14 protein-coding genes and 1 pseudogene are annotated in these 14,013 nt (G+C 38.3%); 7 read left to right on the top strand and 8 right to left on the bottom strand.

Features of this window, described 5'->3' with window-relative positions:
- Positions 1-45: 45 nt before the first annotated feature.
- From N4G44_RS08425 to N4G44_RS08405, 5 genes are all read right to left on the bottom strand, one after another.
- On the bottom strand, positions 46-2,739 hold the full coding sequence (locus N4G44_RS08425; protein ID WP_474925950.1) for a PD-(D/E)XK nuclease family protein: 2,694 nt from the start codon (positions 2,737-2,739) through the stop codon (positions 46-48).
- A complete protein-coding gene (locus N4G44_RS08420) occupies positions 2,736-3,272 on the bottom strand; it encodes a DUF922 domain-containing protein (RefSeq protein ID WP_474925948.1) in 537 nt (178 codons plus the stop codon). The genes N4G44_RS08425 and N4G44_RS08420 overlap by 4 nt, the downstream gene beginning before the upstream one ends.
- A gap of 2 nt (positions 3,273-3,274) precedes the next feature.
- Positions 3,275-3,679: a hypothetical protein gene (locus tag N4G44_RS08415; protein ID WP_474925945.1), complete on the bottom strand. Its 405-nt coding sequence runs from the start codon at positions 3,677-3,679 to the stop codon at positions 3,275-3,277.
- Positions 3,680-3,741: 62 nt separating this feature from the next.
- On the bottom strand, positions 3,742-4,377 hold the full coding sequence (gene rsmG, locus N4G44_RS08410) for a 16S rRNA (guanine(527)-N(7))-methyltransferase RsmG (protein WP_474928308.1): 636 nt from the start codon (positions 4,375-4,377) through the stop codon (positions 3,742-3,744).
- 87 nt (positions 4,378-4,464) lie between these two features.
- Complete coding sequence (locus tag N4G44_RS08405) at positions 4,465-5,802, bottom strand: M28 family metallopeptidase (protein ID WP_474925944.1); 1,338 nt, start codon at positions 5,800-5,802, stop codon at positions 4,465-4,467.
- A 176-nt stretch (positions 5,803-5,978) separates the two neighbouring features.
- On the opposite strand from N4G44_RS08405, the gene N4G44_RS08400 reads away from it, so the two are divergent.
- The 4 genes from N4G44_RS08400 (at position 5,979) to N4G44_RS08385 (ending at position 8,688) form a co-directional block, all read left to right on the top strand.
- Positions 5,979-7,175: a pyridoxal phosphate-dependent aminotransferase gene (locus N4G44_RS08400; protein WP_474925942.1), complete on the top strand. Its 1,197-nt coding sequence runs from the start codon at positions 5,979-5,981 to the stop codon at positions 7,173-7,175.
- A gap of 216 nt (positions 7,176-7,391) precedes the next feature.
- Positions 7,392-7,979, top strand: a complete 588-nt coding sequence (locus tag N4G44_RS08395) for a peroxiredoxin (protein ID WP_474925940.1) — start codon at positions 7,392-7,394, stop codon at positions 7,977-7,979.
- A 152-nt stretch (positions 7,980-8,131) separates the two neighbouring features.
- Positions 8,132-8,440, top strand: a complete 309-nt coding sequence (locus N4G44_RS08390) for a thioredoxin family protein (RefSeq protein ID WP_040999045.1) — start codon at positions 8,132-8,134, stop codon at positions 8,438-8,440.
- Positions 8,440-8,688: a DUF6952 family protein gene (locus tag N4G44_RS08385; RefSeq protein WP_034727575.1), complete on the top strand. Its 249-nt coding sequence runs from the start codon at positions 8,440-8,442 to the stop codon at positions 8,686-8,688. Before N4G44_RS08390 ends, N4G44_RS08385 begins: the two co-directional genes overlap by 1 nt.
- 395 nt (positions 8,689-9,083) lie before the next feature.
- Here the strand turns inward: N4G44_RS08385 and N4G44_RS08380 are convergent, their stop codons facing one another.
- The 3 genes from N4G44_RS08380 to N4G44_RS08370 are packed head-to-tail and all read right to left on the bottom strand — an operon-like array spanning position 9,084 to position 11,325.
- A complete protein-coding gene (locus tag N4G44_RS08380) occupies positions 9,084-9,773 on the bottom strand; it encodes a Bax inhibitor-1/YccA family protein (RefSeq protein ID WP_474925937.1) in 690 nt (229 codons plus the stop codon).
- Positions 9,774-9,807: 34 nt separating this feature from the next.
- Complete coding sequence (locus tag N4G44_RS08375; protein ID WP_474925935.1) at positions 9,808-10,245, bottom strand: peptidylprolyl isomerase; 438 nt, start codon at positions 10,243-10,245, stop codon at positions 9,808-9,810.
- A 45-nt stretch (positions 10,246-10,290) separates the two neighbouring features.
- The gene (locus N4G44_RS08370; protein WP_474925934.1) at positions 10,291-11,325 is read right to left on the bottom strand and encodes an acyl-CoA reductase; all 1,035 of its coding nucleotides are present in this window, start codon (positions 11,323-11,325) and stop codon (positions 10,291-10,293) included.
- 59 nt (positions 11,326-11,384) lie between these two features.
- Between N4G44_RS08370 and N4G44_RS08365 the strand changes: the two genes are divergently transcribed.
- The 3 genes and pseudogenes from N4G44_RS08365 to N4G44_RS08355 all read left to right on the top strand — a co-directional run bounded on the left by N4G44_RS08365 (position 11,385) and on the right by N4G44_RS08355 (position 14,013).
- A complete protein-coding gene (locus tag N4G44_RS08365; protein WP_040999034.1) occupies positions 11,385-11,735 on the top strand; it encodes a 4Fe-4S binding protein in 351 nt (116 codons plus the stop codon).
- 124 nt (positions 11,736-11,859) lie between these two features.
- Positions 11,860-12,923 (top strand): annotated as a pseudogene (gene serC / locus N4G44_RS08360) (3-phosphoserine/phosphohydroxythreonine transaminase).
- A 124-nt stretch (positions 12,924-13,047) separates the two neighbouring features.
- Positions 13,048-14,013, top strand: coding sequence for a D-2-hydroxyacid dehydrogenase (locus N4G44_RS08355; protein ID WP_474925931.1), 966 nt, complete (start codon positions 13,048-13,050; stop codon positions 14,011-14,013).

Here is a 14,013-nt window from a genome sequence, read left to right as displayed (position 1 = left end):
TCATTTCAAATTGATGGAATGCACTTCAGTAATGGAGTGCATTTTTTAATTGGAATAAGGTTTTACATTCTCAATAAAACTGAGATCCGGATTTAAAATTTCCAGGATAAGGTTCTTTACAGACTGCATGGCATCATCAATGTCTCCCTTCTCAAACTGCAGGGAAACCACGCCTTTTTTAGCTTCTGCAAAACTCCAGATGCCTGTTTCTATAGGAAGACCCCAGAATTCGGGAAGATTCTGAACGACATAATGATAAATACATAACTGCAGGGCCTGCTTCCTTTCACTGTTATGGAAATATTCAGCGACATTAGTTTCATCTATTTTTACCGTAAGATTTTTGATCTTTGCCGTTTTGTAATCGATAATTCTCAGCGTTCCGTTGAGGCGGTCTATTCTGTCAATAAACCCAAAGAAAGAAATTTTGTCACTGCCGTCAAGATAGAAATCTACGTTTTCAAACCTTTTTTCAATGTCCAGAATTTCTAAAGTATTTCCACTTTTCACCAGCTGAAGATCATGGTTTAATACATTTTCAATTACTTTTTTAGCAATAGCCCTGTGGATATAATTCATGCCCTTTTCGTAGAATTCAGGCTGGTGTTTCAGCTTTTCAATGGCAACATTGATATATTGATCTATTTCTTTAATTGAATTTTGTAAATCCTTTTCTTTTAAAACCTTACCTTTAAGTATCTCATATACTTCTTGAAGTGAATAATGAACCAGATTTCCGTAATTTTTTACCGAAAGCTCTTCTTCTATTTCATCTGTTTCGGAGGTCTTTAATATCTTCGAAAGGTAAAAATCAATAGGATTGTAAAGATAGCTGGTAAGGTGGGAAGCCGAAACTTTTTCTTTCCATTTCTGAAGTCTTTCCAACACAATCGGAGTCTTAAGAATTTCTATAGGCTGCGAAACAATAGGCTCTGAAGAATTCTCAATTATAAGATGCTCTATCTGATGAGAACTCTCCATTTCGATCTGGGTGATAAACCTGCTTTTCTCCCCGGTATTCACTCCGGAGCTAAGTGCATTGTACAAAAGATGCACATTTTTAGAATCCTGGATCAGCCTGTAAAAGTGATAGGCATAGATACTGTCATTTTCCAGGAACGTATGAAGATCAAAGTATCTTCTGATATCAAACGGAATGTACGTATTCTGAGAATTCCCCAAAGGAAGCTTCCCTTCATTCACGGAAAGCATAATAACATTTTCGAAGTTCAGAAGACGGGTTTCCAGAAGTCCCATAATCTGGAGCCCACGGAGCGGCTCCCCCTGAAAATCTATACTTTCTGAATTAACGTGCTGATTGATAAGAATTTCCAGCGTTTCCATTTTAATCTCAAAATCATACGGACTAAGCTGATTTTTAATGATCCTGAATGCATTCTCAAAATGGGAAACATTTTCGTACTGGATATCATCTATTTCCAGCCATTTAATCTGCCGGCAGAATTCAATAAGCATATCGAGATAAACACCCGTATGGTCAGCTTTTTTAAGAAGCCCGTAATACGAAAGCCCGCTCAGAAGTTCTTCTAAAAGCTTTTTTGATATATAAACAATATTCCTCTCCTCTACTTTTGTTCTGAAATTACTGATAATCAGCTCATCTTCAGCAGATTTCGGGAGCTCTTCAAGGATCGGGAAAATATCTCTGTAATAATAGGAGGATTTATTTTTCTCCAGCTGTTTCTGAAGATAGAACAGCTGTTTTACCGCATTGGAAAAAGAAAGATTCTTCAGCGGAAAACCCATGGTAATATTCAGGTTTTCAACCCCGTACATCACATCTAAACTTGCAGGAAGAAGGTTTTCGTCCAATAAAACCACAGCCGTATTGGAATAGGTCTTATTTTCAATTTCCTTGAATATTTCAGGCAGCACCTTGGTCTGCGTTACATTTCCGGAAACTTCATAAACTTTGATGTTTTTAGGCTGGTTAAAATCATCTTCTATCCACTGAAAAGCCCTGTTATCATCAAATTCCTTCCACATTTTATGATTTCTGAGGAATTTCCCGGCTTCCTGTCTTTCATCATCGAAATAGTAATGATCTGCCTGAAAGAAACACTGTGCTTTATTCCATCTTAGCAGATTTCTGACCAGCTTCTCTTCTACCGGCGTAAAGGCATTAAAGCCACAGAATACAAAATGCTCGGAAGTACCTTCAGCAAATCCTGCAATCTTCGCTTTCGCCGTTTCATGGATCATTCCGGAAGTCGCCCAGTTCTTTTCCTGCAGTTTTTTCTTTAAAGCCGGAAGAAAAATATTCATATTCTGCCAGAAATTAAGGAATTTTTTACGGGGAACATCATCGTCTTCACCCAAGTCCTGTGCCCATTCCTTGATCCTTTCCTCATCAAACATATACTGCAGTACGGCTTCATCACTTTCGGAGAACTTCAGGATATCGTCCCAGTCTTTCTGCAGGGTCGGAAACCACTTTAAAAAGTCCGAAAAATCATCCTTGGGGATAAGCCCAAGGCTCCGGTAAACATCAAAGGCAAAAAGCCACAGTGAAATTCCCTGGACAGGCTGTTTTTCTGCAATCCTGTCGATCAGTTCTTCTATGGTAAAAAAATTGGGAAGGAATCCTGAGTAATTATTTTCTTCCAGGATCTGCCTGATGAATACGATGGGACGCTTTCCGGGCAGAACAATATTGAACTCCGAAAGATCCGGGTTTTGGGCCAGCAGTTCGCTGATTATTTTATTGAGGAATTTCAAGAGGCTTTATAGCTTTTTAAGTTGTCCAGTTCTTCAGCAATGAGGGCATTATATTCTGCCTGCTTTTCTTTATTCATCCCATGTTCCGTGATTTTATCATAGGACATCTGAAAGTTTTTGTAATCGTTGGATATCTTGCTGTAAACCGCATTAAAATTTTTATTGTAATCCCCAGAGGTTTTGATCTTTTCTGCTATTTCTTTTCTGAATTTTCTGACAAAAAGCTCTGCAATATCAAAATGCTTCTGCTCATGCAGCAGCACATAATCATTGATCCTTTTCACGTCTTTCCAGGATCTGTCTTCATTGAAGATGGCGGTAATCTCAATTTTAACCGGCGATTTCGGATTGGTGGATTTTACAACGGAATACTCCCATCCGCAATGGGTATAGGCAATCACATCCGAATTGTTTTTTCTGCTTACTGCGCTCTTAAAATTATCCCAGACCAGTTTGCGATCTTCCTTCCAGATTATTTTTTGTCCGAAAAGTGCATTTGTAAAGAGAAATAAGCCAAGCGAAATCCATTTCATTATTATTCAACTACAATTGTTTTGGTGATCCAGCTGTTGCTGCCGTTCCAGAATCTGAAGGTATAGGTTCCTGTCTGGCGCGGGTTGAATTTGATCTGGCTGGCTCCTACATGGGTTTCGTGGGTACAAGGTCCTTCTGTAGTATATTTATAAGCGGTAACAGATCTTTGCAGACTGCTGTCGTGAATATAATCATATCCGTAAAACCCCTCACATTGGGACGAATATGTAGAATACGTCTTAATGCTCTGTATGGAATAAACGTCCATGGTATCTTTCATGATCTTTACACTGTCGATCCTGATCTTTCCTATGGACTGCACGGTCTGGTAATCATCGTCTTCACAGGAGACAAAAACCAGCCCTAAAAACAATACAGAAAATCCAATATTTAAAAGTTTTTTCATAACCTTAAATTTACTGATTATCAATAATAATTCAGCAAAAATTACAACTTAATTTTAAAAAATCAAGAGTTAAAATTGCCTTTTGATACATAAATCACTTTTTTAGTATCAAAAAATTCTTCATCAAAATAGTTTTTAAGGTTGAAGATTTCACATTTAATTCCGGCCAGCTCCTCAGCAAGGTCACCGCCTTTCAAATATAAAACTCCGTTATGTTTGGGATTAATTTGTTCTTTTTCAAATTTTCCTTTCAGCCATCTCAGGAATTCAGGCATTTGGGTTACTGCCCTGCTGACTACAAAATGGAATTTCTCTTTCACTTTTTCAGCTCTTCCGTGAATAGCCGTTAAATTTGTCAGCCCGATGCCTTCTGCAACCGCTTTCACTACAGTAATTTTCTTTCCGATAGAATCAACTAAAGTAAATTCTGTTTCCGGAAATAAAATGGCGAGGGGAATTCCCGGAAAACCGCCTCCGGTTCCAATATCCAAAACTTTTGTTCCCGGCGCAAATTCCATTATTTTCGCAATTCCCAAAGAGTGCAGAACATGCTTCTCATACAGCGAATCCATATCTTTTCTTGAGATCACATTGATTTTTTCATTCCACTCATTATACAATTTCTCCAATTGGGAAAACTGCTCGATCTGCTTCTCTGTAAGATCAGGAAAGTATTTTAATAGTAACGATGCTGCCATATGAATTATTATAATCTGCAAAAATAAGTTTTATTTCCGTTGTATTCAAATGAAGTTGCTCCGGGAAACTTTAACAATAAAGTGATATTATCTTGCAATGGCCGGAATAACAGGAACGCTTAAGTTTCCACTTTGGTTAACGGCCTGTACTGCGAAAATATAATTATCCTTTGAAAGCGGGATTTTAATGGTAAGTTCTTTGGTAAAGATCTTTTTCTGCCACAGGGGACTGTCCGTTTCTCTTACCAGAACATAATATCCAGCCGGGGAACCGGATTTCGGCCTTTCCCATTGCAGTACAGTAGAATTGGTAAGCTCTTTTACTTTTACTTCTACCTGTTCAGGTTTTGAGGGAGCTTTCGCGAGACTGGCCAAAACTGCAATATTTGCAGCAACATTCCTTTTCAGGTAGTTATAATCTATATATTGGGGAAGGTCTCCATACTGTTTGTTATTCTCCATCCTGATATCCTGGTGCTGACGGTCATAATTTTCATAATATTCCGTAAGCCTTACAGAAGGAAATCCCTGAGTGACGAAGCTGGAATGATCTCCTCCACGCAGGAACCTGTCGTTTCTATAGATCAGCTTTACTTCAAGCCCTTTCACATATTCTTCTGCAATTTCCTTAATATACCGGGCGAGCTGCCTGGAATCCCCATCGTTTTCCATCCCGAGGTTTCTTATATTCATTGCTTTTTTATCCAGTTCCGCATAGGGCATCCCTTCACTGAAAACTCTCAGCGTATGATTATTGATCTTCCCGGTTTCTCCTTCTTCAGGATTTCCGATCATGTCGTTATTAATAACTGCTTCTATCTGTAGGTTTTCTTTTTTGGCCTTTTCTGCAAAGAGTTTAGACCCAAGCAATGACTGTTCTTCGCCAGAAAAAGTAACGAAAATAACAGATGCAGAAAAAGAAGACTTACTCAGAATTCTCGCTGCTTCTATCACAGCACTTACCCCACTCCCATCATCATTAGCACCAGGAGCAAACGAGGTTCTGTTCATGACATCTGTGACCCGTGAATCCAGGTGTGCGGAAATCAGGAAAATTCTTTTATCATTGGGGTCTGTACCTTTCAGAAACGCTACAGGATTCCCTAGATTGGTAACCTTATCCACTCTTTTTCCATCAGGCTGAATATCCTCTTGCTGCAGGTACACCTCCATTCTTCCTCCTGAATTTTTTGCATAGTCTTTAAACTTTCCCAACACCCAGCTCCTTGCCGCTCCTATTCCTTGATTTTTATCATCCACTGAGCTTAAAGTATGCCTGGTATGGAAGCCCACCAGTTTATTGATATAGGATTTTAAAGAATCTGGGCTCACTTCAGAAACGTATTTCTTTATTTCATTGTCTTTTGTATGGACTTGTGAAAAACCTGCAAAAGGCAGAAACAACAAGAGGATGGAATATTTCATAACGTCAATTATAAGATTGCTAAATATACAAAAACAAAAGAGGGATAAAGTCTTATTTAAACTTTAATTTGCTTCCGGTTTACATCAAAACCTGATAAAAATCTTTTTTCCTGTGCCACTTTTATTTCCCGGCAAAACGTTTTTATTATATATTTGTTTAAATTCAAAAACATCATATGGATAAACTTTCAGATAGAGTAAAAAGATTAGGTTACTCACAGACTTTCGTAATGTCGAACAAAGCAAGAGAAATGAAAGCCGCCGGCATTGACGTGATTAGTCTTACTCTTGGCGAACCGGATTTTGATGTTCCGGATAATATCAAACAGGCCGCTTTTGATGCGATCAACCAGAATTACAGCCACTACTCTCCTGTTCCCGGGTTTCTTGAGCTTCGTGAAGCGGTAGCCTACAAATTGAAAAGGGACAACCACCTTGATTATAAACCTTCCCAGATCTGTGTTTCCAACGGAGCCAAGCAGGCTATTCTGAATGTTCTTGCCTCTGTGATCAATGACGGTGATGAAGTACTGCTTCCTGCACCATATTGGGTAAGTTACGATGAAATGGTAAAAATGATGGGAGGAAATTCGGTAATGCTTCCTACTTCTTACGTTACAGATTTTAAAATAACTGCCGAACAGCTTGAAGAAGCCATTACAGATAAAACAAAAGCAATCCTTTTCAGCTCACCGTGTAACCCGTCCGGTGGATATTATACCTATGATGAGCTGAAATCCATGGCGAAAGTTCTCGCCAAATATCCTCATGTGACGATCATTTCGGATGAAATTTATGAGTATATCAACTACGAAACGAAAACAACATCCATTGCCCAATTTCCTGAAGTATATGAACAGACCGCAGTAATCAACGGGATGTCTAAAGCATTTGCCATGACGGGATGGAGAATCGGTTATTCCGCCTGCCCTGAATGGCTGGCAAAAGCCTGTGAAAAAATTCAGGGACAAATGACCAGCGGAGCCAATACAATGGCGCAGAGAGCTTCCATTACGGCTTTGAAAACAGATCCCTCCGAATACAGATACATGATTGATGCGTTTCAGAAAAGAAGGGATCTTGTGTATGACCTGATGAAGGAAATCCCAGGATTTAAAGTACTGCTTCCAAAAGCTGCCTTTTATTTCTTCCCGGATATCTCCTATTATATCGGAAAGACACTGAACGGTACAAAAATCAAAGATTCCGATGATTTCGCCATGTTCCTGCTGGAGAATGCCCATGTAGGATGTGTAGGCGGCGTATCTTTCGGAAGCCCTGAATGTATCAGATTTTCCTATGCCGCTTCTGAGGAAGATCTGAGAGAAGCGATGAAACGAATCAAGGATGCATTGGCTACCTTCAATTCATAAATTAGACTGAATAAAAATTAGTATAAAGTAAACAAAAAGCTCTGATTTCAGGGCTTTTTTCCTATAGTTCCATTAAAAACAATTATAGATTTTATTTATCAATATTGATTTGTTTGATAGATAAAATGGTTGTATCTTTGCACAAGAAAATTTAATATAAAAACAGAAAATTATGTCTTTAGTAGGAAAAAATTCCCAAATGTAACCATTGATGCAATGTCTGAAATGGGTGATGATCTAAGAATCAACATCCTTGAAGAAGCAACTTCCAACCAGCAAAAAGTTATCTTATTCTGGTATCCGAAAGATTTCACTTTCGTATGTCCTACAGAGCTTCACGCTTTCCAGGATGCTTTAGGTGAATTCGAAAAAAGAAACACAAAAGTAATCGGTGCTTCTTGCGATACTAATGAGGTACACTTTGCATGGTTGAACACTGCAAAAGATAACGGAGGTATCGAAGGGGTAACTTACCCGCTTTTAGCTGATACCCACAGACAGCTGGCTAACATCTTAGGAATCGTAGATCAGGATTTCGAATACAATGAAGAAGGTGAAGAAACTTTCACAGGTTCTAACGTAACTTACAGAGCAACTTATCTTATTGACGAGACAGGAAAAATCTTCCACGAGTCTGTAAACGATATGCCGTTAGGAAGAAACGTGAAAGAATATTTAAGACTAATCGATGCTTACACTCACGTTCAGAAGCACGGTGAAGTATGTCCTGCCAACTGGGAAGAAGGAAAAGATGCCATGAAAGCAGACAGAAATTCTACAGCAGAATATTTAGCAAAGAACTAAAATAATGTGTTAATATGGCAATGAGATAATTTGCCGATGAACTATTTCAGATCATTTTCAAATTATCTCATTCTTTTTTACAGACCTGGCAAAAATCAATTGCTCACAGACATTTAACACATCATCAAATCATCCATTAACACATCAACAACATGTACACAGAATTAACAGAAGATACATTACAGAATATCGTAAACGACAATGAAAAAGTAGTTGTTCAGTACGGGGCAACATGGTGCGGAAACTGCAGAATCATGAAGCCGAAATTCAAAAAACTGGCATCAGAAAACGAAGACATCCCTTTCTTATATGTAGATGCGGAAAAACTTCCTGAAAGCAGAAAACTGGCCACCGTTGACAACCTTCCTACTTTCGCAGTTTTTAAAAACGGTGAATTGGTAAACCAGGTACAAAGCAACCAGGCAGAGAGTTTAATTAATCTTTTTAAAGAAATACAGTAATGAAATTACCCGTAATCAGACAGTTTTATCAGAACCAGACTCCGGAGAATCTTGAAAAAACTCTGGAAGTTTTAGAAAGCTTCTGCGAATTCAGAGGAACCAGTGAAGAAGACCTGAATGTAGCCGGAGAACTGATCACCAATATCTGCGGTGCTTTGGAAGTACACGCCAGCGTTCAGAACGGTATGAGCGAAAAAGATGCTCTGAATTCTTTTGCACAGAAGGTCTTAGGATCTATTGACAAGTAATTTTTTATTGAATCATTTAAAGATTTAATCGAAGATTACAGACCACAATACTACTGAGGTTTTCCTCGACACTATATTTTCTCAACTCTTTAATTTCACTTTAAACATTTGTACAAAGCTTCTGTAATATGCCATTGCTGATGCTGTTACCATTGTTTTTATAATTAAGGAATAATTAAAATCCTGGTGATCATTTCATCAGGTTTTTTTGGTTTAATTACTTAATTAAAACACTAATAGCACGAATATTTTCACTAACGATACAAATAATCCTAATCCTCATTAGTGATATTTGTGAAAGCATTGGTGACATTTGTGTTTAAAAAGAATAAAAATCCCGATGAAATGATCACCGGGACTATTATTGATAAGAATTTAAAATTATTCATTTTAAATTAGCTTCTTCTGCTCATTAAGATTCTCAGGATATACCAGAACAGCAGCATAATGGATGCAAAAAGCTGTAAAGAAGCCCCTACATATTGTCCGGTAGTATATACATTTTTAAGTTTGCTTGTTTCATAAAGGATACTTGCAGAAGCCAGAAGCACCATTCCTACAGAAAACCAAAGCCCTAAATTGAACCCGAAAATAGCTCCGGCTACAATAAGCCCTATCGAAAGAAAACCTCCGATAATAATGATATTTCTTAAGAATGAAAAATCTCTTTTAGAAGTAAATGCCACCGCAGAAAGCCCGGCAAACATGGCAATCGTAAGCATCGCAGCCTGGAAAATAATATTTCCGCCACCTTGCATATTGGCCGCAATATAAATCATAGGCATGAAAATTACAGCCTCAAGGACGATATAAAATCCTAATCCGAAATACTGCGTTGTTCTGCTCTGGGAAAGCGACCATTTGGAAGCCAGCATAGAAGCCAGCCAGAAAACCCCGATAATAAGCAGCCAGGTATATTTCTGCCCGAACATCATGGCAATAACCTCTACGGGAACGGTTTTCAGTAAAATAGTTTCAACGCCGATAAATGCGAGGATGGATAGAGCGACATGTAAGTACGTTTTTCTGTAAAAAGCTGCTTTTTCTACTTCTGAGGAATGAGCAACCAGGACATCTGTCATCATAGTTAGTATTTTTTAATTTTGTTTTGAATATTCATTATTTTGTCTTTTTGGCCGGCATTACCCCAAGGATTTTCCCATCCTCTTCAAATACAGCCATAATCACTTCTTTTGATTCCCCTGCATATTTGTAATGAATGCTTGGAAGGTTGGAACCGTCCATCAGTTTATGATATCCTGTACTTAAAATTTCAAGCTTTTTATTAACATCAAAGCCTTCTTTTACTTTTTGCAGAACATCATCTGTAACGATTGCCTTCACTTTATCTGATAAAAGGGCGTCTACACCTGTACGGTCCGGAGACTTAAGTGCTTCAACGAACTTCAGGAAGTTCTCGTTATATAAAGCAACCTTTTCCTTGTCCAGCTGTGCCGGAACTTCTTTCTGAACCTTTTCAACCTTTACTCCCGTCACTTTCTGAGCCAACATCAGCTGTGCGGCAAGCACTGTAAGTCCTAAAAATATTTTTTTCATAATCTTTCTGGTATTTGGTAAAATAAGTGAGTTAAGATACGAAAATCAGACCACTTCCAAAAATTTCATTGTATCCACATTATCCGCATACGTATCCAAAGCAGGATGCTGTGCTTCACCAAAAGGAATTGAATCCAGCCCCAATTCGTCTTTAGCCACAATACACTGAATATTTTCTTCGTTTTCAGCAATGAATTTTTTTACATCATCCAATGATGAGTATCTGCTGAAATTGATTACCGATAGCGGACTGAAAAGCTTCTCATCCTCTTTCAGCATCACAAAATTATTATCCCAGAATTTATCCTGATTCAGAAGGTAAACCGCTCTGTTATAATCATAATTGTTGGCATATTTATGATGATTGATAATATCCTGGAAGCCTAAAAAGCTTTCAAATAAACGGTCGATCACAAAATCTTCCGGAATAAAAATCCTCGTTACATTTCTGCATCCAAGCCCGAAATACCTGAAAATATCTTCGGCCAGAAGCTGAAGTTCTTCAGGAGTCTCGTTACCTTCCAGTACAGCAACCGAAGTCCTGTTTTTACGGATAATATTCAAATGATCTTTGAAATAATATTCCAGGTAACGTGCTGTATTGTTACTTCCTGTAGCAATTACAGCATCAAAATTTTCCAATTTTTCTACCAGCTCAAACTGAACAGCTCCACCGGACAGCTCATTCCATTTTTTCAACAGAAACGGAATCATCTGCCTGTCCTTGGAAGACAGCTTGATTAACGGAATATGGCCGCTTAAAACAACCGATATCACATCATGAAGCCCAACAAGAGGAATATTTCCGGCCAGAATTAGTCCTACCCTTTTCGGAGTCCTGGAAACAGAATAATTTCTGATCCAGTTGTTTATATTTTCCTTCGTAAGTAAATTCGTCCATTCATTCAGAGCAAATTTCTGATTTTCAATGGTAAACCAAGGATTCTCTATTTCAGACCTTTTAAGCAATAAGTCAAACTCATTATCTGCTTCATTATAATCCTTCTGATTCTTTGCCAAAAACTCTTTTATATACTCACTTAACTTAATAAGTCCTAAAACTTGATTTTCGATATTCATAATTACTTTTAAATTGGGGAATATTTTGTAATTTTGTGCAAATTTAAAAAAAATTAGCGATGGCTATTAAAATAACTGATGAATGCATTAATTGCGGGGCCTGTGAGCCGGAATGCCCAAATAATGCAATATATGAAGGGGCCGTAGATTGGAAAGCTTCTGAAGGTACCGCTCTTACTGGTACCGTAACCATGCCGTCAGGACTTACTGTAGATGCAGATTCGCCACAGGAACCCGTAAGTGATGATGTATATTTCATTGTAACAGATAAATGTACCGAATGTAAAGGATTCCACGAAGAACCTCAGTGTGCGGCTGTTTGCCCGGTAGACTGTTGTGTGCCTGATGAAGACCATGTAGAATCTGAAGAAACCCTGCTTAACAAAAAAGCATTCTTACACGGTGAATAATAAAAGCTCCGTCTCAGCATAATGAGGCGGTTTTTTTAACTATAAATCTGAAATAATCCAGTAAAATATCAAGAAATAAATGGCAAGTCCTTAAAACTCTTGCACAACCAAAAAAAGTAAAAATATGAGCAAAAAACACAACTTCAGCGCAGGACCATGCATCTTACCTCAGGAGGTTTTTGAAAAATCAGCAGAAGCTATTTTAGATTTTAACGGAATTGGATTATCCCTTCTTGAAATTTCTCACAGAAGCAAAGACTTTGTTGCCGTAATGGACGAAGCCCGTGCTATTGTGAAAAGGCTGATGAACCTTGGCGATGATTATGAAGTGCTTTATTTAGGAGGGGTGCAAGCCTTCAGTTTGCAATGGTTCCTTATAACCTTTTGAAAGTAGGCGGTAAAGCAGCGTATCTGGATACGGGAACATGGGCGGCAGGAGCTATCAAAGAAGCAAAAAAATTAGGAAATGTAGATGTAGTAGGATCTTCCAAAGAAGAAAATTACTCATTCATTCCAAAAAACTATACGGTAGGTTCGGAATATGATTATTTCCACTGCACATCCAACAATACCATTTACGGAACTCAGATGAAATCTTTCCCGGATGTGGATACTTTGATGGTTTGTGATATGAGCTCAGATATTTTCTCAAGACAGCTGGATTTTTCCAAGTTTGACCTTATCTATGCCGGTGCTCAGAAAAATATGGGTCCTGCAGGAGTTACTTTGGTGGTTATTAAAAAAGAAATCCTTGGAAAAACAGGAAGAGAGAACATGCTTTCTATTCTGGATTATTCCCAGCATATTTCCAAAGAATCCATGTACAATACCCCTCCGGTTTTCCCTGTATATGCTTCCCTTCTTACCCTGCAGTATCTTGAAAGAAACGGAGGAATTGCAGCAGCTGAAATCAGAAATGAGGCTAAAGCAAAACTTTTATATGAAGAAATCGACAGCAATCCTCTTTTCGAAACTTTCTGCGTAAAAGAAGACCGTTCTTTAATGAATGTTTCTTTCAAACTGACGGATGAGAGCAAAAAAGAGGCATTTGACAATGCATGGAAAGCAGCAGGAATCAGCGGACTGAACGGCCACAGAAGTCTGGGCGGTTACAGAGCAAGTTTGTACAACGCCTTACCTATTGAAAGTGTGCAGGTTCTGGTAGATGTAATGAGATCTATTAAATAATTTTTAGCATAAAAAAATTCAAAGATTGAAAGATGATAGCAGTTAATTAAAATTTATTAATTTGCGACCCGATTTAAAATTTTTAAATAGCAGAATTTTTCAATCTTTAAATCCAACATAATACATGAAAGTTTTAGCAAACGACGGAATCTCAAAAACAGGAGAACTGGCACTTAAGGAAGCAGGATTTGAAGTCCTGCCCAACAGGGTGGCACAGGATCATGTTATTAATTTCATTAATGAAAATAACGTAGATATCCTCCTTGTAAGAAGTGCCACGAAAGTGAGACAGGATATGATCGATGCCTGCCCCAGCCTGAAAATTGTCGGACGCGGTGGTATCGGAATGGATAATATTGATGTTGATTATGCCAAAAGTAAAGGCATAAAAGTGATCAATACCCCTAATGCATCCTCAAAATCGGTTGCTGAACTTGTTTTCGGACATTTTTTTGCACTGGCAAGATTCCTTCACGAATCAAACCGCCTGATGCCATTGGAAGGGGAAACCCACTTTGAGGCCATGAAAAAGTCATTCGGCAAAGCTTATGAACTTTCAGGAAAAACACTTGGAGTAATCGGCTTTGGAAGCATCGGCCAGGAAGTTTTGAAAATGGGAATCGCTTTGGGAATGAAAGTCAAAGTACTGACAAGAAATCCTAAGACAAAAGTTCTTAGCCTTGATTTTTTTGATGGGCAGACCTTAAACTTTGAAATCACTTCCACCAATGATATCGATGCTTTTCTTAAAGACACAGACTTTATCAGCATCAATACACCAAAAACGAATGAATATATTATAGACACGCCCCAGTTTGAAAAAATGAAGGACGGAGTCTACATAGTGAATACTGCAAGGGGCGGTGTAATCAATGAGGTAGCCCTTATAGATTTCATAGAATCTGAAAAAGTAGCAGGAGCAGCACTGGACGTTTTCGAGAACGAACCTACTCCCGAGTTACCTTTACTGATGAACCCTGCACTATCCCTTTCTCCTCATGTAGGAGGCAACACCGTAGATGCACAGGAGAAAATCGGTGCAGAACTTGCAGAACAAATTATTAAGCTACAAAAAGAAACTATACGATAA

It is taken from the genome of Chryseobacterium sp. GTID13 (genome assembly GCF_056172655.1).
Note: the sequence above shows the minus strand (reverse complement) of the source record. Positions and strands in the feature narration are given on the sequence as shown.